Raw genomic sequence first — 22,784 nt, forward strand, 5'->3', positions numbered from 1 at the left:
AACACCTTAAAACCGCTGATAAAAGTCTTGTTCCGGATAAATGCTGAGGAAATTGGTATTAATATGGAATATTAACATGGAAAGTAGTGCCCTGTTCATTTTCATTGCTTTTATACCAGATGTTTCCATTTAATTTGTCGGTAAATGTTTTGGCAAGATACAATCCCAAACCTGCCCCTTCATTCAGAATATTGACACTCACACTCCGTTCGGATTTTGAAAATATATTGAATATATTTTGCCCCACATTTTTATCAATGCCGATACCAAAATCTTTAATTATGAATGAGATATGTTTTTTCTCCGGGATGCAACTAAAAATGATTTCTCCTGAATCAGAAAATTTTACAGCATTTTCCATTATAAAGAAAAGGATTTTCTCAAGGATAAATTTATCTGTGCTGATGCTGATGTCCTTTTCCGGTTTCTCGATGACGAGTTTTAACGGTTTTTCTGTGTCGGCAATTTTCCGGTTAATGATATTGTTCATGCTTTGAACCACATCATTCAGTTTTACCTCTGTGATATTAACCTTTAACTGGTTCGATTCAATCTTTGAAATCTCAAGTATGTTATCTATAAGTTTTAAAAGCGAGTTGCCGTTTTCATCAATAATTTTAGCATAGGCTTTTTTTGAATCATCATCTACATCATCCTGCGAAATTAATTCTGAAAAACCAACGATGGCGTTCATAGGTGTCCTGATTTCGTGTGACAGATTGGCTAAAAAAATAGATTTAAGTTTTTCGGAATTCTTTGCTTCATAGTATTCATTTATATAGCTTCGTTTAGCAAGATTCATTAATCCGAATATGATGATCAGGTACATAATAATACCTGTATATACATCTATTTTTCGTGCTAATATAGTCGCATATTCACCTGTTATTCCGGGATGGGTAATGTCAATAATTGCAATAACCACAATATTCAGAACCAGGACAATTGACATAAAGGTGTTCTGCTTGCCGTGAAAAATAAATATTAACAGACTGTAAAGAAGGACAAAGAAATATGGGGCAGGGCCCTTGCTGCCAAAGTTATAGAACCATAAAAAGTTCATGGCAAAAAGTGTGAAAATGGTGTAAATCCATTTCACATGTGTAATGCCTTTGGCTTTGAGAGAGTAAATCAATAAAACAATATAAACGAGAAATGCGGCTGAAGTAAAAACGATTAATGTATTTGAGAAATTAAGTAAAATGTTAATTATGCTCCCTATTCCCGAGATAAAAACCGAAATAATATTTATGGATACAAGAAAATTCCGTTCAAAGGAACCAAATTCCTTATAGTTAACAGATTTAAAAGAGGATGCAAAAAAACTTCTCAGATTTTCCTTATCAGGCATATTAACTCAAATTTTTTACAAATTAATAAAATAAATTTAAGCTTTATTAAAAAGTCAACGATTTATCTTTGTATATTATACTTTTACCTTTTATTTAAATTTTAAACTTATGAGAAAAGAATTTTTTGATGAAGTATTTGAAGAAGTAGGAAAATCCAAAAAAGCCGGAATGGCGCATTTGACGACTGATCTGGGCAGTTTTAGTGGAAGTCCTATTGAAATTAACGGGAAGTTCTATGTGAATTATACCCTTTGTGATTACCTTAAGCTTTCCCAGGAACCGCGCATAAAGGAAGGGGCCATAAGAGCGATTGAGAAATATGGTGTCTATACGGCTGTTTCAAGAACTTATGTTAAATTACATCTGTATGAGGAAGCAGAGCAGTATGTATCACGCATATTTAACAAACCAGTAGTATTAATTCCCAGAACAACACTGGCACATATATCGGTACTGCCGGTTATTATTGATGACAAAGATGCAGTAATTATTGATCATCAGGCTCATACCAGTGTGAAACTGGGCAGTGATGTGATGAAGGCTACCGGTAATACCATTGAGGTGCTACGTCATAATAATTTAAACAGGCTTGAGGACCGGATCAAGGAATTAAAGCAAACGTATAAAAAAATCTGGTATCTGACTGATGGTGTCTACTCCATGTATGGTGATACTTTTCCGTTTGAAGGCATTCAATCCCTGCTTGAAAAATATGAAGAGCTTAATGTTTATGTGGATGATGCTCATGGTATGAGCTGGCGCGGGGATAACGGGAAGGGATACTTTCTGGATAAAATGCCGGATCATCCCCGTGTATTTTTGGTAACTTCACTGGGGAAAGGTTTTGGTGCAGGCGGTTCAGCCATTGTTTGTCATGATGAAGTGCAAAAAGAACGCATTGCTACCTGCGGTGCCCCATTAATGTTTTCTTCTCCTGTAAGTCCGGCAACCTTGGGTGCTATTATTGAAGCAGCAAAAATTCACTTATCCCCTGAAATTTATGAAAGGCAAAAACAATTGGATGAAAGAATTCAACTGTTTAATGATTTATGCGATGCCTACAATTTGCCACAGGTTATAAAAACAGACACGCCAATCTTCTACATTGCAACTTCACTAACTGACTTTACGAATGATTTGGGGGCTGGGATGTTAAAATACGGAGCATACGTAACGGGTGGTGTGTATCCCGCTGTACCCCTCCGGAATTCAGGAACCCGTGTTGTGTTAAGTAATTATCAGAGTTTGGATGATATAAAAGATTTTTTGTTTAATTTTAAATCTGAGTATGAAAAGGGATTGGAAAAATATAATCTGACCCCTGAAAAAATTATGAGGTTTTTTAAAAAATAAATATAGTACATGAAAACACGTCTGTTGTGTAACAAAAAAGTATCTGAAGTTGGATTAGGTACCTGGCAGCTTGGGAGTGCAGATTGGGGAAATGTGACAGAAGAAAAAGCATTTGAAATACTAACAAAGTTCGTTAAAAAAGGCGGAAACTTTATTGATACGGCCGACGTTTACGGTTCTGGTTTGAGTGAAAAATACATTGGAAAGTTTATTAAAGAAACAAAAGCCGATGTATTGGTTGCTACAAAACTGGGGCGCAGGACGGATAAGGAATACGGATGGCCTGAAAATTTCACCTATGATTCCATGCTGAATCATGTTGAAGATTCACTGAAACGCCTGGGGATGAGTTCCATTTTTCTGGAGCAGTTACATTGTGTTCCCAAGGATGAGTTGTATCGCGGTGTCGTGTTTGATCATTTAAGACGACTGCAGGACGAGGGTTACATAGAAAACTGGGGGGCCAGTGTTGAAAGCATTGAAGAAGCATTGGTGTGTCTGGATGAAGAAGGAATTTCCACGTTACAGGTAATTTTTAATATTTTCCGGCAGAATGTTGCCGATGAGTTGTTCGAAAAGGCTGCGGCTAAAAATGTGGGAATTATTGTCAGAGTACCTTTGGCCAGCGGATTATTGAGCGGTAAGTTTGATGATTCATCCACATTTGGTTTCTATGATCATAGAAATTATAATGCCGAAGGGGAATATTTTAATGTTGGAGAAACATTTTCCGGTTTACCATTTTATGACGGTGTGAAACTGGTTGATGGCTTACGCGGCATGTTACCACAGGGCAATATGGCTCAGTGGGCTATCCGATGGATTCTGGATCATAAAGAAGTTTCGGTGGTTATTCCCGGAGCTTCCAAACCATCCCAGGTGGAATCAAATATGGCTGCATCAGCGCTGAAACCGCTGCCATGGGAAACACACGAAAAACTCCGGAAATTTTATAACGATGATGTGATCAGCCTTGTGAGAGGAGAAATATAAAAAGAGGCTGTCCAAAAAGTAATATTAGAATTATATTTACTTACGGATTGTAAGTAGTTTTTACAAAATTACCCCTAAATCCCCTGAAGGGGACTTAAAGTCTCCCACTTTAGGGGAGGTTTGGAGGAGTAAAATAAAGATTGCTTACAATTTATAAGTTCAAAATGTTTTTATTTTTCTTTTTGGACAGCCTCTTTCTTTTATACTTTCTGTTTTAAGGTTTACATGTTTGCAAAAAAGTCATTGCCTTTATCATCCACGATAATAAAGGCCGGGAAGTTTTCCACCTTAATTTTTCTGATGGCTTCCATTCCAAGTTCTTCGAAATCCACTATCTCAACCGATTTAATGCTGTCCTTCGCCAGAATGGCTGCAGGTCCGCCAATAGAGCCAAGATAAAACCCGCCGTGTTTTTTACAGGCATCCGTCACAGCCTTCGATCTGTTTCCTTTGGCCAGCATGATCATAGATCCGCCCAAAGACTGGAATTCATCCACATAGGGATCCATCCGACCTGCTGTTGTTGGTCCGAAACTACCGGATGCCATACCCTGAGGCGTTTTGGCCGGTCCTGCATAGTACACCGGATGGTTTTTAAAGTAGTCCGGCATTGGCTTACCTTCGTCTATCATTTGCTTGATCCGGGCATGAGCCATATCGCGGGCAACAATCAGCGTGCCTCTGAGATTTAAGCGTGTTTTGATCGGATATTTTGATAACTCTGCCAGCACCTCTTCCATAGGCCTGTCCAGATCAATATCCACAGCTTTTGCCATGGTTGGTGCTTCCTTAGGCAGGTATTTTGCCGGATCCTTCTCCAGTTTTTCCAGGAAAATTCCATCCGCTGTAATTTTGGCTTTTATGTTACGGTCCGCACTACAGCTTACACCTATTCCTACAGGACATGACGCCGCATGGCGCGGTAAGCGGATTACCCTGACATCGTGCACAAAGTATTTTCCTCCGAACTGGGCCCCGATTTCACTTTCCTGGCAGATTTTTAATACTTTTTCTTCCCATTCAAGATCGCGGAAAGCCTGTCCACCTTCATTTCCTTCGGTTGGCAGATGATCCAGGTTATGCGCAGAAGCTTCTTTAACCGTTTTTAGGTTGGCTTCAGCCGAAGTGCCACCAATTACCAGAGCCAGGTGGTAAGGCGGACATGCAGAAGTACCCAGATCCTTGATTTTTTCTTTTACAAATTTGGTGAGGTTTTCCTCTGTGAGTAAAGATTTAGTCTGCTGGTACAGGTAGGTTTTGTTCCCTGAACCACCGCCTTTGGTGAGGAACAGAAAGTTGTATTCGTTACCTTCTGTAGCATAAATATCAATCTGAGCCGGAAGGTTTGAACCTGTATTTTTTTCTTCAAACATGGAAAACGGAACGACCTGCGAATACCTCAGGTTTCGTTCTTTGTAGGTGTCAAAGATTCCCTTTGAAAGATGTTCCGCATCTACGGATCCGGTAAATACATTTTCACCTTTTTTTCCGATTACAATGGCTGTTCCTGTATCCTGGCAGGTTGGCAGCTCGCCTTCAGAAGAAACCACCTGGTTCATCAGCATGGTATGCGCCACAAAACGATCGTTGTCTGAGGCTTCCGGGTCAACCAGGATATTCGAAAGTTTCTTCAGATGTTTGGATCTTAAAAAAAATGAAACATCACTGAATGCCGCTTTGGCCAAAACTTCGAGCCCTTTAGGATCAACCTTCAGTATTTTTCTGCCATCTAATTCAACCTGTTGAACGTATTCTTTGCTCAACAGCTCATACTCCGTATCATCCTTTTTAACAGGAAACGGTTTTTGATACTTAAAATCAGCCATAATATATATTGTTAATAGTTTTCGACTATTTGAGGGACACAAATTTAACGTTTAAATGAGATCGTAAAAAATTCTTATGCTTAAAAAGTTGTAAAAATATTATGAGACACAAGACACAAGACACAAGACATAAGATATAAGACACAAGACATAAGACACAAGACATAAGACACAAGATTTAAGATATAAGATAAATTTTTGGGCTTAAGCCGAGAGTTAATTGAATATCCTTTCTTTTCAGGACTTTAGTCCGTTTGTACATGAAGTCAAAGTTTGCTGCCGCAATATTTGCAGTGCATGGCATCATCGTCGTGTCCTTCGCGTGAGCAGACGGGGCAGCTTTGGGTATTCATATTTTGTTTCTTTGCCATGGTAAATTCGGTGGTCACAATACCTGTTGGCACCGCTATAATGGCATAACCCAGGATCATTAATACGGATGCGATGGTTTGTCCGAAGACCGTTACAGGTGCAATGTCGCCGTAACCAACGGTGGTGAGGGTGACAATAGCCCAGTAAATGCTTCGCGGTATGCTGGTAAAACCGTTTTCTTTTCCTTCAACAAGGTACATCAGTGTTCCGACAATGATCACAATAATGACCACGAGTCCCAGAAACACCGTTATTTTGCGCCGTGAAGCCATCATAGCAGACCGGATCACACTGGCTTCGCCCATGTAACGAGATAATTTAAAGATACGAAAGACCCTGAGCAGGCGGATCGTTCTGAGAATAAGCAGTGACTGGGAACCGACAATGATCAGGCTGAGATAAGTTGGAATAGTGGACAGAAAATCAACGATACCCAGAAAACTGAAAACATACCGTGTTGGCTTGCGGATGACAATGATACGGGCAATGTATTCAATGGTAAATAAAATGGTAAAGAACCATTCCAGATTTCGTAACAGTTCGCCATGACTGGCACGGATAGGGTCCACACTCTCAAGCATGACCACGAGGATGCTGAGCAGAATGGCTATTAATAATGCCACATCAAAAAGTTTGCCCTCAAAGGTGTCGGCTTCAAAAATGATTTCGTGCATTCTTGAACGCCAGCCCATTGATTTATGTGTTGTTTTTTCGCTCACCTTAAATTTTAGTGTTGCCTAAAACTACACATTTAGATGAAAAACGACTAAATTTTGAAGACTTTTTTAACGTTATGATTTATTATATCGTACAATCCCGGATTGAATGTTGCTGCCAATGAGTAGATCTTTTTTATGTCATCAACCGGTGCTTCGTCTGTTTCGAAAAAAATACGTTGTTCCGGAATACTTTCAGAAAGTTTGTTGAAATGGTCGGGTTTTTTGAGCCATGAAATTCCCAGGGAAAGTGATATGTTTTGTTGCGTAAGTTGTATCGCGAGTTCCGGCTTGCCGTTAAAACCATGCACGATCCAGGGCTGTTCTGGATTCAGCTCTTTTTTCAGTTCGAGCAAAATATGATATCCTTTCACGCAGTGTATGATCAGCGGCTTTTGGTGTAATTCCGATAATTCAACCTGTCCCTTAAAAACCATGATCTGCTTTTCAAGATCATTCCCTTCCAGCATATCCAGTCCACATTCTCCGATGGCTACAAGATTCGGGTAGTTTAGATATGATTTCAGCTTATCCAGCTGACTTTCCGGATCTTTAATGAACCATGGATGAATGCCAATGCTGAAATAGGATTCGGTGTTGATCTGCTTATCATCAACGGAATAGGATGTTACCGAAATGATTTCCGGGGCCTTTTTTGCCTGATGTGTATGTATGTTGTAATAGGTTGACATCAGAAATCCGCTTTGCTTATGATATTTTCAAGATAGACCCTGCATTCCGGCTTACCTTCAGATGGAGCCCAGGGCGCAAAATTCTTATCGTCGGCCGGTAGATAAGGGCCGTCCTTTAATTCGTATGCTACCGTACCTTCCTTCAGGGCAATGGCCATGTGCCAGGTTTTTTCGGGAATCTCAATACCTGGATTTCCGGGAAATGGTGCCAGAACATGCTTTTCTGTTATTTTGCCATCATCATCAAAACATACCACGCCGAGTTTACCCTTTAATACGATAAAGACTTCCCGTTTATCCGGATTTTCATGTTTATGTGGCTGGACATAGGTACCCGGTTCAAATGCATTCAACATCCGGTTCATCAGATCAGCAAAATCAAAGTGGTAGTTATGGTTTTTGCGTTTCCGTTCCGATAATTTTGCCTGATGGCTTACATCGGTTAATACTTCGGATGATATAAGGATGCATTTGCTCATAATCAATTTTATAATGAACAATGAATAATAAGGATGAACAAGCATTGTTGTCCGGCTAAAAGTCAATATTACATAAAGATTCTTCGCTTCATTTTACTTCGCTCAGAATGACAGTCTCTTAGGTTTATATGGGGCTGGAGGATGGCTTGTCATTCCGAGTGTAGCGAGGAATCTCTGAAGCTTTAACCGGACAACAGTAATGAACAATTATTCAATGTTCACTTTTCATTCTTCATTCATTGGTGTCCCTTCTTTTTCTCTGGCCGCTTCTTACCTGGCGTTCATGTTTTTTTGAACCATCAGCACTAAAGCGGTTATTCCCGTTTGATCCGGCATTGAATCGTGGCCTTTTCTGGTCTCCGTTAAAGTTCCTGTTTCCGCCATGTCTGTAATTTCCCCTGTCTTGTTTGCTGGCCTTTTTTGAACCTTCATACAGTTCATACTTTCTGAACTGACAGTCAAGCGGTCCGTTTTTTAGTTTAATTTTATGCGAAGGACGTAATCCAATGGCGTAGAAGCTTTCTTCAAGATAGCCAAGGATCCATGCATTGAAGCCGGAAAAATGGTGCTTCAACCGTTCGCCGATAATGCCGTACAGGTTGTTCAGATCATGAACCTTTAATCGTTCACCGTAAGGCGGATTGGTCACAATCATTCCTTTATCTGATTTTGGCTCCAGGTTCTGAAATGGCAGTGTATCTACCTTTATGTACCGGTTCATGCCGGCATTTTTGACGTTTTTCAATGTTTTGTCCGTGGCAATACGGGAAACGTCGGAGCCATATATCTTATGTTCAAATTCCTTCTCTGCAGAATCGTCGTTATAGATTTCATCCAGCAAATCAGCATCAAAGTCGTTCCATTTTTCAAAGGCAAACTCCTGCCTGTAGAGACCCGGAGCTGTATTGGTTGCGATCATCGCAGCCTCAACCAGAAATGTGCCGGATCCGCACATCGGATCGTACAAATCGCATTGTCCCTTCCAGTTGGCCAGCATTAACAAGCCGGCAGCCAGAACCTCGTTGATGGGCGCTTCGGTCTGTTCCACACGCCAGCCACGTTTATGCAACGATTCGCCCGAACTGTCGAGCGATAAGGTACACTGTTCTCCCGCAATATGGATATTAAAGAGAATATCAGGATTGGTGAGACTTACGGACGGACGCTTGCCGGTTTCCTTGTTAAAGAAATCCACAATGGCATCTTTAACCTTGTAGGAAACAAATTTGGAGTGATTGAAGTTATCAGAATGTACAACCGAGTGAATGGAAAATGTCTTATCCACCGTGAGGTATTCGTTCCAGTCCAGATGGCGTAATTTATGGTAAACCTGTTCCGGGTCGCTGGCTTCAAATTCATACACCGGTTTCAGTACTTTTAAAGCCGTGCGGCACCTGAAGTTTGCCAGGTACAGCATCCGGTTATCACCTACACACTCTACTGCTCTCTTTAAGGGTGTCACCTCTTTAGCACCTAAATCACGCAATTCCCCGGCTAAAATTTCCTCGAGGCCTCCGAATGTTTTTACAACAATCTTAAAATCTTTTGTTTCAGTCACTATGTTTAAAATTAAATGCCACCACCATCAATAAATAAACCATCACGGGCCTTAACCTGGGATATTTTGGATCCCGGTGCAACGCTGTTGGTGATCCAGACGTTACCACCGATAACGGAGCCTTTGCCAACCGTTATTCTTCCAAGAATAGTGGCATTGGAATAAATGACCACGTCATCTTCAACAATCGGATGCCGTGGTATACCTTTAATCGGATTCCCTTCTTCATCCAATGGGAAACTTTTCGCACCAAGGGTAACTCCCTGGTATATTTTTACATTTTTACCAATTACTGATGTGGCTCCGATAACAACACCGGTTCCATGATCTATGGTAAATGATTCGTCGATTACCGCTTTCGGATGGATGTCAATACCGGTCTCAGAATGTGCCATCTCGCTTATGATCCGTGGGATCAAAGGCACGCCTAAATCTATTAGCTGATGTGCAATGCGATAACTGGCAATAGCCCTGATAGCCGGGTAGCAGAAAATAACCTCGCCATAATTTATGGCAGCAGGATCGCCGTTATAAGCCGCTACAACATCGGTTACGAGCTTTCTGCGAATTTCCGGCAAAGACTCTATAAACTGAGCTGCCAGTTCTGTGGCTTTTTCACGACGTGTTTCGAGTGGAACTTTATCCGGATCTTCACAATTAAAGCATAATCCGGCAAGGATCTGTTCGCTGATCAGCTCAAAAACTTTTTCGGTGTTGACACCAATATAATATTGTACAGTTTTGGGATTCACTGAAGAATCGCCAAAGTAACCCGGGAATAATATGTCGCGTAGCAGGTTTACAATGTCTGCCATCTTACTGTGCGACGGCATAGGCTCACCGGCACGGTGTTGATGGCACACAGATTTAACCGTTTCTGTTTCCGCCAGTTTGTCAATGGTAGAAACCAGCCGTGCAGAATATTTTAAAGGACTCATGTATTTTATCTAATAATGTTTTGCAAAAATAGTTGAAAATTGAGCGTATAACAATTTAAATGGTAAAAGTGTGCAATCAATTAGCGTATTAAAACATGATTTAACAGGAAGTTTATGATAATACCGATTTGTTTCTAAAATGCCGCATTACTTCTCCGCCGGCCGGCGAATCGTACTGCGGCTTTAGGAATCTATCGGCATGATACCAATACGCCGTTTTAAAGTTAAATTGGTATAACAAGATTGGTAAGGCAATTTATCTATTTCAGCGAAGGTTTAATATTCTTTCTTTAGAATCACTTTTCTAATCTCTTTTTTACCCCTTTTATCCTTAATATTCACAAAATATATCCCGCTCTCAAAATTCTTTAAATCAATGGTTTTATCTTTTGTTGTTAGTAAACGAACCCCCATCATGCTGTAAACCTCACAATACGCATATTCATCAAAGTCTATATTAATGATTCCCTGCGTCGGGTTTGGGAATATAGTTATTTTTTCATTGTTAAAGATGCTATTTGTTTTATCCGGGATATCTGTTTTTAATATATAGACACCATTTGATGTGCAGAGCCAAAGATTACTATCAATACCAGTCATTATATCGTTCATACTTACTTTCAATTCATCCCATCTAATCCGTTTATTATCAATATAATAATATAAAACGGAATTCCAGGAATAAGTCCAAAGATAATTGTAGTGATCAAAACCAAAAACAAAAGGCCAATCACCAATACCATTTACTGTATCAATAATTGACCAATTCATCCCATCAAATTTTATTAGAGATGGTTTACCAGTATTATCACCTGAAGAGTAACTATAATCAATTTTCACATAAAGATTATCGTTTTTATCAATATCAAGTGTTTTTGCTAAAAAAGAATAGATAGGAATTTTAATGTTTCCTTCATTAAATACAGTCCAATTATTCAAATTAATTTTAACAATATTATGCAAATATGTATTAAATCCACTGCAAGCCACCCATATATTATTTCCATTATCAATTACTATTGATTTTATATGAGGTACAGGTAGTAATGAATTATCTGGCGTATAAACATGCCATTCTTTTTTATCAAATTTTATTAAACCTCCTCGACCTCCACCTATAGCGTCACTTGAAGAAAACCAAATATTATCATCCTTATCAACAGCCAACTCATGATAGGAATATGGTAGGATATTAGTGTTTGTGGTGTCATAAGTTGTAAAGTTATTGTGGTCAAACTTTACCAGTCCTTTTTCAGTAACAAGCCAGATGGTATCTTTTGAATCAATCGCAATACTCTTTACTTCTTCTGAAGTAAGGTTGGAATTGCTTGAATTGTAGTGCCAAACGGAATCCCCATATGATTTATTCAGACCATTTGCGTTCGAAAGAAACCATAATGTATCCTTGCTGTCCCAAACTATTTTCTTTATGGGAATACCTGTTAAAAGAGAATCAATTATTTCAGGCTCATAACTGTATGATTGGGAATACATTGATCCGAAACAAATAAGACAGAAGCTTGAAAAAATTAAACTTTTTTTCATTAATAATATTTTTAAATTGTTTACTCAGATTAAAATATTAGAATTATGCACTAATAAATCATGAAAATCTACTTTAGTTCTACTGTTGAACCTAATTCACTTTCAAAATATCCATTGATTTCAATAACTTCGTCAGCATCGAAGACCACATTACAATTATTAATTACCATAACATTAAGTATTTTATTTCTATCTGATTAATACCTTTTGAATGGTCTGATTAATTCTAACAATATAAATCCCCGGGTCAACATAAATTCTGCAATTATCCTTAACCGGCATTTGCTTTCCTGTAATATTATACACCAGGATATCTTCATTCCCTTTTAGGTAAGGGATCTGAATGACACCAGGTTCTGAGGCGTCAATAAAGTATCTGTTATTCGTAGGTGCTTTATTAGCTGATATGGAAAGCAAGTAAGCGATCGTCAGATTTTCTGATACGTCCGACATTTCAGATATTTCTTCCGGTTTTAAGGTTCGGCTTAAGAGTAAAAAATCGTACAGCATTGATCTGCTCAGGTAGCGGTCTTCACTGAAATTTGGCCTTCCCAAATAATTAAATGCCGTACCAGTTAATCCTTCATGCGGAATGGTGTTGGCAGGCCATTTTTTTATCACGGAAGTATCAATGGTTTTGCCATCGAGGTAAGAAATACCGAGGGTGTCATCCTGTGTATACACAAAATGGTGCCACTGACCCTGTTCGATCATTTCAGAACTCTGTGCTGTACTTACCTGATCAATGCCCCAATATTCATTGGCAATGTTATAGGTGGCATCTGTTGCGCGTGAATACAATATCCTTTTTGTTGTAAGGAAGAGGTATCTTTGTTAGAAAAAGTAAACAGAAAGTTTCCGTTTTCTTTGAGCGTCGTGTTGGATGCATCTACCAGAAAATAAACACTGAAGGAGAAATTGCCTTTCAGGGCATATATGACTTTTCCAATTTCGGTTCCCATATCAAAATAAGATGAGTCATCCCAAAGTTTTAAAACGTCATAGGTGTTTGTCCCATCCCAAAGCTGTTTTACTTCAGCTCCCTTCATTAAGGTTCCTTTAAAATGTTGTTCAGATAAATCTGTTACAGTAGAACCAATAACCTGTTCCGATCCAAAATTAAAATGGATAAGTGTATCCGAGGTGTATTGGGTTTCCGGATTGGCTGGGATAAATGCATCAAATTCTGCCATAAAAACAGCTTGTCTGTATGCGAAAATTCCGGTAAGTTTTACATCTAAGCCCTTAGTTTTTTGAGGTAGGTAGTCTGGTAACGTTACAACTCCAGCAGAATCTACAAGTCCAGGCGTGGATAACCAACTAATATTAATTTCCGGATACAATAAGCCGTTTAACGGTAGTGTATCACCAGGGGTTAAATAGCCTGAATTTTTTATTTCAAAGTTTTGGATTTCATTCCATATCCGCCCTGCATAGCAATCACAATTATCTGCATAGGCATATTCAAGATCTTCAATCGTGTTTGCAATATTAAGTCCTGTGGCATCGGGGCTATTGTTATTGATTTCTTCCTGTGTAAGTCCTTTGGAATATATTCTGAAATCATACAGGGTCAGGTCTGAAGAAAACTCTCTTTTAAATCTGCCCAGCCAGTTAAATGGAGTTCCGTCAAGGCTATCTTTAAGCAGCGCCGTTTTGGGTGTTAATCTTACAATGCCTGAATCCATAAGTTCCCCATCAAGAAATATTCTTCCTATGGAGTCCGTCTGAGAATATGCCAGATGATGCCAACTGCCTGTGGGAGCATCTATATTAGTAAATAATCCCGTTTCATTTTTGGTTGAGTCAGCCGAAATTCGTTGACTTAAGTTCTTCAGATTAGCATACATGTATCCGTTTGGGTATGAATCCGGATTTAATGCATTCGCGAAATTCCAGATGGTATAATTGTTATAATCGGCAAGATTAACTTCCTCAGAAATTCTGAAATAGCACGCAATAGTATAATCCTCCAAACCATAAATAAACTCACCTAATTCTGTTCCCAAATCAAAATAACCTTCTCCTTCTCCGGTTACAAATACATCAAATTGTTTTGTTTCTCCTATTGTTCTGATCCAGGAAGTCCCTTTTAAAGTGCCAACAAAACCGTGTTCTGTTAAATCTAAAATATCCATACCATTTGGGGCCATATTTTCTAATGAGAAATCCCAGTGTGCCACAAGGTAATCGCTTGTGTCAGGTACTGAATCAATGGAACCATATTTGTTTTCAGCTAACAACCAGTAACAGAAAACGAAGAGTAATATGGGTAACAGAATCTTTTTCATGGTAACATAATTAATAAATCAAAGGCTTTTTAGTCAATTTAGTTTTTAGTGTGAATAAAGTTACAAAAATTGCAGATAAAGTTTTATGAAAAATTCGGGCTAATTACAGGTATATGTTTTATTCATACATTATTTGCACTATTTTTCGTATAACTTCGTTTCTTTTTATATTTGTGCTGATAAAGAAAAAATCTATGCCCCGGAGCAAAACTAAGAAGACCAAGAGCAAACCAAAGAAGTCATCCCATTCTTTTCGTCAGTTTTTTCAGGACGAAAAGGTGCGGTTTACCATCGGGACAATCATCATTGTATTTACCTTATACCTGACACTATCGTTTATATCCTTCTTTTTTACCGGTGGTGCAGACCAAAGTAAACTGGATCTGCCATGGGGAGACCTGATCAAGTCACCGGATATACGGGTACAGAACTGGGCAGGGAAAACGGGGGCATTTTTAGCTGACAGATTGATTAACCGTGGGTTTGGAATTGCAGCACTGTTTTATTCCTTTTTCTTGGGGGTTGTCGGATTCCGGTTCTTTAATGTTAAAATCGTAAAAGTCAGGCATGCCCTGGTGTGGTCACTTTTAGGCCTGATCTGGTTTAGCCTGTTTTTCGGGTTCTTTTTTATCGACAGCTACGAAGACACACATCTTTTTCTTGGCGGAATTCACGGATATTACATCAGTATCTGGCTGAATGCAGCCATAGGCAAGTTTGGTACATTCAGTGTGATCATTCTTACATTGTTACTCTTTTTTATCTTCTCCTTCAGCAATTCGATCTCCATTTTAAAATCTCTTCCCGGCAGGTTAAAATCAGGACATAAGGAAATGAATCCGGATGTGCCGATGGAAGAGCCCAAAATTGAGGCTCAGGATGACAAGGAAGCCAAAGAGGTGGATCTTTCTGATGATGAAGAACCGGTTATCGAAGAAGAGATTATGGAACGGGTAGTGGAGGAGACCATTGAGTCCTATCCCGAAACCGGTGAAGAGGAAAATGAACCGGAGGATGAAGATGATGATGTGACTATGACGGTTGAGGAAGGCGAGGAGGAAGAGGTCGTTAAAAAGGCCATGAAGACGGAAGATATGGAGGACTATGATCCCACACTGGATTTGTCACGTTACAAATATCCCGGTCTTGACTTGTTGGTGGAATATAAAAACGATGAGGTTGTTACAGATGAGGAATTGTACGAAAACAAAAACAAGATTGTTCGTACGTTGGAAAGCTACGGCATTTCCATTGATAAGATAAAAGCAACCATTGGTCCTACCGTAACACTCTATGAGATTATTCCGGCCAAAGGTGTCAGGATCGCCAAGATTAAGAACCTGGAGGACGATATTGCACTCAGTTTATCAGCTCTCGGAATTCGTATAATAGCTCCGATTCCCGGTAAAGGAACCATTGGTATTGAGGTGCCGAACAGCAAGCCGGAGGTGGTTTCCATGCGAAGTGTGATCGCGAGTAAAAAGTTCCAGGAAAGCAAATATGAACTTCCGGTGGCAATCGGGAAAACAATAACCAACGAAACGTTTACATTCGATCTGGTTAAAATGCCACACCTGTTGGTTGCCGGTGCTACCGGGCAGGGAAAATCAGTTGGTTTGAATGCTATTTTAACATCACTGCTGTTCAAGAAACATCCGGCTCAGCTTAAATTTGTGTTGATTGATCCCAAAAAGGTAGAACTGAGTATATATACAAAAATTGAAAATCATTTTTTAGCCACACTACCGGATGCGGATGAATCTATCATTACGGATGTTCAAAAAGTGGTTCAGACTCTGAATTCACTGACCATCGAAATGGATGCGAGGTATGATCTGCTTAAAAAAGCACACGCAAGAAACATCAAGGAATATAATACAAAATTTATTAAGCGAAAGCTGAATCCTGACAATGGGCACCGGTTTTTACCCTATATTGTTGTGGTTATTGATGAGTTTGCAGACCTTATCATGACAGCGGGTAAGGAGGTGGAACTACCCATTGCACGTATTGCTCAGCTGGCCCGTGCCATCGGTATTCACATGATCATTGCTACTCAGCGACCATCAACCAATATTATTACGGGTGTCATAAAGGCAAACTTTCCTGCCAGAATTGCATTCAAGGTATCTCAAATGATCGATTCGCGGACTATTTTGGATACACCCGGTGCTAATCACCTGATTGGTCGTGGTGATATGTTGATCAGTTACAACAGCGAACTGGTACGAGTGCAGTGTGCGTTTGTGGATACGCCTGAAGTGGAGGAGATTGTAACCTACATCGGTGATCAGCAGGGCTATCAGATGCCGTTCCAGCTGCCGGAGTATGAATCGGAAGAGGTTACGCCGGGAAGCGCTGAAGATTTGTTGGCCTCCAAGGATTCGCTGTTCGAGGAAGCTGCCCGCATTGTGGTGGCACACCAATCGGGATCAACATCCCTGTTGCAACGGCGTTTTTCCATTGGATACAACCGGGCAGGCCGCATTATGGACCAGTTGGAAGCAGCCAGCATTGTCGGCCCCTTTGAAGGCAGCAAAGCCCGGAAAGTACTGATTCCGGACGAGATATCGCTTGAGCATCATCTGAATGCCCTTTGACAGACACAAGAATCAAGACACAAGATGCAAGACATAAGAATCAAGACATAAGAATCAAGACACAATTCGTAATTCGTAATTCCTAATTCGTAATTCCTAATCCGTAATTAGGTTACTCAGCCTGTCGAAGTATTTTGGCCTGCTTTTTGATATATGTAAAAAACTAAATATTAATTATGAAGCATCTGTCATTCACCATACTTTTTCTGTTGGCTTTTTTTCAGCTTAGTGCCCAGTTTAATCCTGAGGCGGTTGATCTTATTAAACCGGTATCTGAATCGATTCTGAATTCAAGTGGCGTATCTGCTGATTTTGTGTTCACTCTTGAAAACAAGCAAAAGGAGCTGAGCGAAACAGATTCAGGAAAACTGGTGTTGCAGGGGAATAAATATCACCTGTCCGTGATGGGAACCGAGACTTATTTTGACGGAACAACACAATGGGTTCATATGGTGGATGAAGAGGAGGTGAATATTTCCAATCCTGATCCGGATGATAAAATGGAGCTGACACCGGTTAATCTTTTTACATTGTACGAGCAGGGATTCCGGTTCAGAATTGTGGAAGAAAAAGGAAATGAGGCGACTATTGACATGTTTCCGGATGATAAGGATATGCCCTATTATAAGATCAGGCTGGTGATTGACAAGGCTGCAAAACTGTTTAAGGCAGTGGAGGCTTATGGCAGGGATGGTGTGGATACCAAAGTTGAGATAAAAAACATGCAAAAGGGGTTGAACCTAAACGAAAGTGAGTTTGTTTTCAATTCGTCTCAACATCCCGATGTTGAAATAATTGATATGCGATAAATAGTAACTAAAACATAAGACAAATGGACTTTAAGAAAATGAATCTCTCCGATGCTCCTAAAGTTTCTAAGGATGAACCTAAGGAAACAGAGAAGGTTAAATGCCTGATCATTGGTTCGGGACCTGCGGGATATACTGCAGCCATTTATGCTTCAAGAGCAAACCTTTCGCCGGTGATGTACGAAGGCATGCAGCCCGGTGGACAATTGACAACTACGACTGAAGTGGAGAACTTTCCGGGTTATCCCTCAGGGATTACCGGTCCGGAAATGATGGAAGACCTTAAAAAACAGGCTGAACGATTTGGCGCAGACGTACGCTTTGGAATGGCTACTGCAGCCGACCTGAGTAAACGTCCGTTTAAAGTCACCATTGATGATGATAAGGTTATTGAAGCTAATGCACTCATTATTGCGACCGGTGCCACTGCGAAATACCTGGGTCTTGAAGATGAGGATAAATATGCCGGAATGGGTGTATCTGCCTGTGCAACCTGCGATGGCTTCTTCTATCGTGGCAAGGATGTAGCTGTTGTTGGTGGCGGTGATACGGCTGCTGAAGAGGCATTGTATCTGGCCGGACTATGTAAAAAAGTTTACATGGTGGTGCGTCGTGATGAACTGCGTGCCTCGAAAGTAATGCAGGAAAGGGTGTTTAAAACCAAAAACATAGAAATGCTTTGGGAACACCAGACCAAAGGTTTGTTTGGTGACAACGGAGTGGAAGGTGCAGTATTGTGGCATAAAAAGGGAACACCGGAAGAGAAGGAAGTGAAGATTAAGATCGATGGATTTTTCCTTGCCATTGGTCATACGCCAAACTCGCACATCTTTAAGGATTACCTTGAAACAGATGAGGTAGGGTACATTAAAACCATGAACGGAACTCCAAAAACAAGTATTCCGGGCGTATTTGCCTGTGGCGATGTTCAGGACAGGGTTTACCGTCAGGCAGTAACTGCTGCCGGTTCAGGATGTATGGCAGCTATCGAATCTGAACGCTTTCTTGCAGAACAGGAATAAGAAGATATTAAATTGCAATTCAGAACGGCTCCGGTATTAACGGGGCCGTTTTGGTTTATGTGGAGGGTACGTTGTGGGTTCCGTGATGAGTCATACTTCATGTATCCGCCTTATTATGCGGCCTTGCTCCGTCAGTTTATCAATAAACGAAACCAACTCAGGCCTTGAATTACATTTTGTTCAAAACCCGGGGTTGCACTCGCAATGCTCATTTACCCCGGGTTATTTGCTTCGCCCCCTTCAGGGGCTTAAGGCCTTTCATTAAATAATGTCAGTCAAAGTTGTGAGTTCTACCCCTTTTTGTTTTGCAGTGAAACAAAAAAAGAGAGAGGGGTCGGTATGCCAGTTGCATTTTCGTATTTAGAACCGGGGTGAGTTATATTTCATGTATCCGCCTTATTATGCGGCCTTGCTCCGTCGGTATATCAATAAACGAAACCAACTCAGGCCTTGAATTACATTTTGTTCAAAACCCGGGGTTGCACTCGCAATGCTCATTTACCCCGGGTTATTTGCTTAGCCCCATTCAGGGGCTTATTGTTTTTTATTAGAAGAAGTCAGACAAAGTTGTGAGTTCTACCCCTCTTTGTTTTGCAGTGAAACAAAAAAAGAGAGAGGGGTCGGTATGCCAGTAGCAATTTCGTATTTAGAACCGGGGTGAGTTATATTTCATGTATCCGCCTTATTATGCGGCCTTGCTCCGTCAGTATATCAATAAACGAAACCAACTCAGGCCTTGAATTACATTTTGTTCAAAACCCGGGCTTGCACTCGCAATGCTCATTTACCCCGGGTTATTTGCTTCGCCCCCTTCAGGGGCTTAAGGCCTTTCATTAAATAATTTCAGTCAAAGTTGTGAGTTCTACCCCTTTTTGTTTTGCAGTGAAACAAAAAAAGAGAGGGGGCGGTATGCCAGTAGCAATTTTGTATTTAGAACCGGGGTGAGTTATATTTCATGTATCTGCCTTATTATGCGGCCTTGCTCCGTCAGTTTATCAATAAACGAAACCAACTCAGGCCTTGAATTACATTTTGTTCAAAACCCGGGGTTGCACTCGCAATGCTCATTTACCCCGGGTTATTTGCTTCGCCCCCTTCAGGGGCTTAAGGCCTTTCATTAAATAATTTCAGTCAAAGTTGTGAGTTGTACCCCTCTTTGTTTTGGAGTGAAACGGAAAAAGAGAGAGGGGCCGGTATGAAATTGACGAATTCATCATATGGATTGGGGTGAGTCAAATAATGAATTTATAAAGGTTCTAAAAAAGTTATATATTTGCAATTGTTAAATTTTGTAAAAATCAATGCCCGGACATTTTTCATATTTTAAACGGTTGACTATTTACTTTCTACTGCTGCTCTTACCGGTAGTTGTAGTTGAATATACCTATTATAACAGCCGCATTCAACGCTTTAATCTTTCTGTACGTAAAGAACAGGAAAAAGAGGTAGAGCTGAATGTCCGGCAGCTTTCAGACTATTTCCGGTTTATGGAATCCGAAATACTGACTATTTCACAGCAGGAACATGTGACCGAGATCTTTTCTAAAAATAAAGCGGAGCAGGAAAAATCCCGAAAATACATGGAGAACTATTTTTCCGGGATGATTAAAAACTCAAATTTTTTCGATCAGGTACGGATTGTGTGCGCTTCAGGTATTGAACATGTCAGGGTAAATAATATTAATGGTAAACCTCATGTGGTTGATCCGAAGGATTTCAGGGATATAAGCAGCCGTTATTATTTTCAGAAAACGAAGGAGCTTGGCGAAAACGAAATTTATATATCACGGTTTGATCTTGATCCGGAGAAAAATGCCATAACCTATCCCGTAAAACCCATATTACGAATTGCAACACCCATCATCAGAGACGGGAAGTTATATGGCGTGTTTGTGGTCAACTTAAAAGGACATGAATTTTTTGAAAACCTACGGGTAATCGGGAATGAGTATGGCTGGCAGACTTACTTTCTGAACCAGAGCGGTAACTTTCTTATGGGGCCTGATCCGCTGAAAGAGTGGCTTTCTTTTAAGGACAGCATCAACGCACCGCGCTTTCAGGATGAATTTAAAAATGTAAATATTCTGGATAATCCGGATGAAAAATCAACCTTTTTAACACCTTATGGTTTATTTACCTTTCACAGAATTGACAGGAATAATTTTGCCTTGTCTCAAAATGGTGAAAAAGTAATGGACGAAAACTGGTATATCGTTAGCCTTCTTCCCATGAAGCATTTTAAAGAGCTTAGGTCGCATGTGTTTGAACCCAGGGATTATGCGATGATCATTACCGGTTTTTTCCTGGTACTGCTGCTGAGTATTATCATAACCAATAACGTAAAAAAACGCTTCGATTTTGAGAATCAGCTCATTAGTTCTGAACGCAATCTGAAACTGGCTAACAAAACCAAGGATAAGTTTATATCCATTCTGGCTCACGACCTTAAAAATCCGATAGCATCTATTACAGGATTTACGGAAATCATGAAAACAAACTACGACTCCATGTCGCATCAGGGACGGGAAAAAGTGTTGTCTGCCATGGAAAATGCCACACAGGTTCTGGTCCGTTTGATTGACGATGTACTAACCTGGGCCAGGTCGCAAAGTGGCTCTATGGTGGTTGATCCGGAAATCATCTTCCTGAATAAAGTGATTGATGATGCCATTAAATTCTCGGGTTTACAGGCGGCAAAAAAAGAAATTAAGCTGGAACAAGACTGCAGTGAAGAGGTTTTTGCCATTGCAGACCAGAAGATGGTAGATACGGTCTTGCGGAACCTGATCAGCAATGCCATTAAGTTTTCGTACCGCGGAGGAAAAATTGTGGTCGGCATTAAACATTTCAGAGATGAAGGGAAAGCGGTGATTTTTGTGGAAGATTTTGGAATGGGAATAGCATCAAAAGATAAAAAGTCGTTATTTTCGCTGGACGCTGTTAAAACCACACCGGGAACAGAAAATGAATCGGGCACCGGAATGGGATTGATTCTCTGTAAGGATTTTATAGAGCGCAACGGCGGGGAGTTATGGTTTAAATCGCAGGAAGGGAAAGGATCAACGTTTTATTTTTCTTTACCTGCCTATCTTGAAGATGACGAAGAATGAGACAATTTATTAAAACCTATTGGAGATCACTGCTTTGGTTCAGTGTAATCACATTTGCCAGTCTGATCAATAAAATACCGCTTGAAGCACCGGAGACCGGAAAAATCGGAATAGATAAACTGGTGCATTTCATGTTTTATTTTTCCCTGTCGTTTGTCATTTTTATTGACGGATACCGGCATGAGCCTGCAAAAGCCAAATGGTATATTATCCTTTTACTTCCCATTATCTGGGGCGGATTAATAGAACTGATGCAAAGTGCACTGACATCGGGCCGTTCTGCCGAATGGGGCGATTTTGTGGCCGATGCTTTGGGCAGCTTAATTGTTTGGTTTGTAATTATTCCGGTTTACAGGAACAGGGCTGGAAGCGAATAGAATTAAATAAACATGTATTATGGAGACGCGATGAATTGATGTCTCTACAGGTAGCTTCGCACATCATTTGATAAATTCATTTATTTGTCCTAAATATGTATGTGGTTAATCCCCAAACCAAACCATATGTCGGATAAATTTCAGGAATATTACAGGATTCCATCCAATCGGTTGCAAAATTGGGATTATGGCAGTCTGGGTAAATATTTTATCACCATTTGTACAAAACACAGGGAATGTTCTTTAGGGAAGATAGAAAACAATACGTTCATATCATCATCCGAGGGGAATATCGTTGCAAATATATGGCATAAAATTCCCGAAAAATTTCCTTTTGCTGATATCGACGAATTTATAGTTATGCCGAATCACATTCATGGTATCATACAAATCAAATGCAGATCTGTTGCAACGGAAAATGTATTCGTAGAGACGCCGATTCATCGCGTCTCTGATAATGGCAAAAGAGGTGGGATTACAGGGAACACAAATCCTATGTTATATCAAAATTTATCAAGGATAATACGGTGGTTCAAGGGAAGTATAACCTTTGAGATTCATAAATTCAATTGTGATTTCGCGTGGCAATCCCGATTCCATGATCATATCATCAGAAATGAATCAGAATATTACAGAATCCGAAATTATATAAAAGAAAATGTTAAAAACTGGAAAGCGGATGAACATAACAAATGATATCAACAAATATGTAAACGTATTGTATGGATACGATGAATCGATAAATTAAAAC

The 22,784-nt window shown here is 40.0% G+C and carries 18 protein-coding genes; 8 read left to right on the top strand and 10 right to left on the bottom strand.

Annotation, left to right across the window (positions count from 1 at the left end; genetic code table 11):
- Positions 1-58 precede the first annotated feature (58 nt).
- Positions 59-1,351: a sensor histidine kinase gene (locus ACE1EF_RS11470; protein ID WP_375720808.1), complete on the bottom strand. Its 1,293-nt coding sequence runs from the start codon at positions 1,349-1,351 to the stop codon at positions 59-61.
- 109 nt (positions 1,352-1,460) lie between these two features.
- On the opposite strand from ACE1EF_RS11470, the gene ACE1EF_RS11475 reads away from it, so the two are divergent.
- A complete protein-coding gene (locus ACE1EF_RS11475) occupies positions 1,461-2,705 on the top strand; it encodes an aminotransferase class I/II-fold pyridoxal phosphate-dependent enzyme (RefSeq protein ID WP_375720809.1) in 1,245 nt (414 codons plus the stop codon).
- Positions 2,706-2,714: 9 nt separating this feature from the next.
- Positions 2,715-3,698: an aldo/keto reductase gene (locus ACE1EF_RS11480; RefSeq protein WP_375720810.1), complete on the top strand. Its 984-nt coding sequence runs from the start codon at positions 2,715-2,717 to the stop codon at positions 3,696-3,698.
- Positions 3,699-3,919: 221 nt separating this feature from the next.
- Here the strand turns inward: ACE1EF_RS11480 and ACE1EF_RS11485 are convergent, their stop codons facing one another.
- The 9 genes from ACE1EF_RS11485 to ACE1EF_RS11525 form a co-directional block, all read right to left on the bottom strand.
- Positions 3,920-5,524, bottom strand: coding sequence for a fumarate hydratase (locus ACE1EF_RS11485; RefSeq protein WP_375720811.1), 1,605 nt, complete (start codon positions 5,522-5,524; stop codon positions 3,920-3,922).
- A gap of 266 nt (positions 5,525-5,790) precedes the next feature.
- On the bottom strand, positions 5,791-6,615 hold the full coding sequence (locus tag ACE1EF_RS11490; RefSeq protein WP_375720812.1) for an ion transporter: 825 nt from the start codon (positions 6,613-6,615) through the stop codon (positions 5,791-5,793).
- Positions 6,616-6,662: 47 nt separating this feature from the next.
- On the bottom strand, positions 6,663-7,304 hold the full coding sequence (locus tag ACE1EF_RS11495) for a TatD family hydrolase (protein WP_375720813.1): 642 nt from the start codon (positions 7,302-7,304) through the stop codon (positions 6,663-6,665).
- Positions 7,304-7,783, bottom strand: a complete 480-nt coding sequence (locus tag ACE1EF_RS11500) for a WbuC family cupin fold metalloprotein (RefSeq protein ID WP_375720814.1) — start codon at positions 7,781-7,783, stop codon at positions 7,304-7,306. Before ACE1EF_RS11500 ends, ACE1EF_RS11495 begins: the two co-directional genes overlap by 1 nt.
- A gap of 232 nt (positions 7,784-8,015) precedes the next feature.
- A complete protein-coding gene (locus ACE1EF_RS11505; protein ID WP_375720815.1) occupies positions 8,016-9,341 on the bottom strand; it encodes a THUMP domain-containing class I SAM-dependent RNA methyltransferase in 1,326 nt (441 codons plus the stop codon).
- Positions 9,342-9,352: 11 nt separating this feature from the next.
- Positions 9,353-10,279 carry a serine O-acetyltransferase gene (locus tag ACE1EF_RS11510; RefSeq protein ID WP_375720816.1) on the bottom strand — a complete coding sequence of 309 codons (927 nt, stop codon included), beginning with the start codon at positions 10,277-10,279 and terminating at the stop codon, positions 9,353-9,355.
- A 276-nt stretch (positions 10,280-10,555) separates the two neighbouring features.
- On the bottom strand, positions 10,556-11,824 hold the full coding sequence (locus ACE1EF_RS11515; protein WP_375720817.1) for a T9SS type A sorting domain-containing protein: 1,269 nt from the start codon (positions 11,822-11,824) through the stop codon (positions 10,556-10,558).
- A 189-nt stretch (positions 11,825-12,013) separates the two neighbouring features.
- Positions 12,014-12,625: a LamG-like jellyroll fold domain-containing protein gene (locus tag ACE1EF_RS11520; RefSeq protein WP_375720818.1), complete on the bottom strand. Its 612-nt coding sequence runs from the start codon at positions 12,623-12,625 to the stop codon at positions 12,014-12,016.
- Complete coding sequence (locus tag ACE1EF_RS11525) at positions 12,559-14,115, bottom strand: LamG-like jellyroll fold domain-containing protein (protein WP_375720819.1); 1,557 nt, start codon at positions 14,113-14,115, stop codon at positions 12,559-12,561. The genes ACE1EF_RS11520 and ACE1EF_RS11525 overlap by 67 nt, the downstream gene beginning before the upstream one ends.
- 194 nt (positions 14,116-14,309) lie before the next feature.
- Between ACE1EF_RS11525 and ACE1EF_RS11530 the strand changes: the two genes are divergently transcribed.
- The 6 genes from ACE1EF_RS11530 (at position 14,310) to ACE1EF_RS11555 (ending at position 22,729) form a co-directional block, all read left to right on the top strand.
- The gene (locus ACE1EF_RS11530; protein ID WP_375720820.1) at positions 14,310-16,715 is read left to right on the top strand and encodes an FtsK/SpoIIIE family DNA translocase; all 2,406 of its coding nucleotides are present in this window, start codon (positions 14,310-14,312) and stop codon (positions 16,713-16,715) included.
- Between the two features lie 176 nt (positions 16,716-16,891).
- On the top strand, positions 16,892-17,524 hold the full coding sequence (gene lolA1, locus ACE1EF_RS11535; protein ID WP_375720821.1) for an outer membrane lipoprotein periplasmic chaperone LolA1: 633 nt from the start codon (positions 16,892-16,894) through the stop codon (positions 17,522-17,524).
- Positions 17,525-17,547: 23 nt separating this feature from the next.
- Positions 17,548-18,546: a thioredoxin-disulfide reductase gene (trxB, locus tag ACE1EF_RS11540; RefSeq protein ID WP_375720822.1), complete on the top strand. Its 999-nt coding sequence runs from the start codon at positions 17,548-17,550 to the stop codon at positions 18,544-18,546.
- A 1,301-nt stretch (positions 18,547-19,847) separates the two neighbouring features.
- The gene (locus tag ACE1EF_RS11545; RefSeq protein WP_375720823.1) at positions 19,848-21,656 is read left to right on the top strand and encodes a sensor histidine kinase; all 1,809 of its coding nucleotides are present in this window, start codon (positions 19,848-19,850) and stop codon (positions 21,654-21,656) included.
- A complete protein-coding gene (locus ACE1EF_RS11550; RefSeq protein WP_375720824.1) occupies positions 21,653-22,033 on the top strand; it encodes a VanZ family protein in 381 nt (126 codons plus the stop codon). Before ACE1EF_RS11545 ends, ACE1EF_RS11550 begins: the two co-directional genes overlap by 4 nt.
- 126 nt (positions 22,034-22,159) lie before the next feature.
- Positions 22,160-22,729: a transposase gene (locus ACE1EF_RS11555; protein ID WP_375720825.1), complete on the top strand. Its 570-nt coding sequence runs from the start codon at positions 22,160-22,162 to the stop codon at positions 22,727-22,729.
- Positions 22,730-22,784: the final 55 nt, after the last annotated feature.

The organism is Quyinboa sediminis (assembly GCF_042219855.1).
GTDB lineage: Bacteria > Bacteroidota > Bacteroidia > Bacteroidales > UBA5342 > JBHJHP01.

Bases quoted from the DNA above. Each gene is read 5' to 3' on its own strand.
- ACE1EF_RS11515 (WP_375720817.1), bottom strand. From the start codon at position 11,824: ATGAAAAAAAGTTTAATTTTTTCAAGCTTCTGTCTTATTTGTTTCGGA.
- ACE1EF_RS11545 (WP_375720823.1), top strand. From the start codon at position 19,848: ATGCCCGGACATTTTTCATATTTTAAACGGTTGACTATTTACTTTCTA.
- ACE1EF_RS11495 (WP_375720813.1), bottom strand. From the start codon at position 7,304: ATGTCAACCTATTACAACATACATACACATCAGGCAAAAAAGGCCCCG.
- ACE1EF_RS11525 (WP_375720819.1), bottom strand. From the start codon at position 14,115: ATGAAAAAGATTCTGTTACCCATATTACTCTTCGTTTTCTGTTACTGG.
- trxB (WP_375720822.1), top strand. From the start codon at position 17,548: ATGGACTTTAAGAAAATGAATCTCTCCGATGCTCCTAAAGTTTCTAAG.
- ACE1EF_RS11550 (WP_375720824.1), top strand. From the start codon at position 21,653: ATGAGACAATTTATTAAAACCTATTGGAGATCACTGCTTTGGTTCAGT.
- ACE1EF_RS11530 (WP_375720820.1), top strand. From the start codon at position 14,310: ATGCCCCGGAGCAAAACTAAGAAGACCAAGAGCAAACCAAAGAAGTCA.
- ACE1EF_RS11475 (WP_375720809.1), top strand. From the start codon at position 1,461: ATGAGAAAAGAATTTTTTGATGAAGTATTTGAAGAAGTAGGAAAATCC.
- ACE1EF_RS11510 (WP_375720816.1), bottom strand. From the start codon at position 10,279: ATGAGTCCTTTAAAATATTCTGCACGGCTGGTTTCTACCATTGACAAA.
- ACE1EF_RS11555 (WP_375720825.1), top strand. From the start codon at position 22,160: ATGTCGGATAAATTTCAGGAATATTACAGGATTCCATCCAATCGGTTG.
- lolA1 (WP_375720821.1), top strand. From the start codon at position 16,892: ATGAAGCATCTGTCATTCACCATACTTTTTCTGTTGGCTTTTTTTCAG.
- ACE1EF_RS11480 (WP_375720810.1), top strand. From the start codon at position 2,715: ATGAAAACACGTCTGTTGTGTAACAAAAAAGTATCTGAAGTTGGATTA.
- ACE1EF_RS11470 (WP_375720808.1), bottom strand. From the start codon at position 1,351: ATGCCTGATAAGGAAAATCTGAGAAGTTTTTTTGCATCCTCTTTTAAA.
- ACE1EF_RS11500 (WP_375720814.1), bottom strand. From the start codon at position 7,783: ATGAGCAAATGCATCCTTATATCATCCGAAGTATTAACCGATGTAAGC.
- ACE1EF_RS11485 (WP_375720811.1), bottom strand. From the start codon at position 5,524: ATGGCTGATTTTAAGTATCAAAAACCGTTTCCTGTTAAAAAGGATGAT.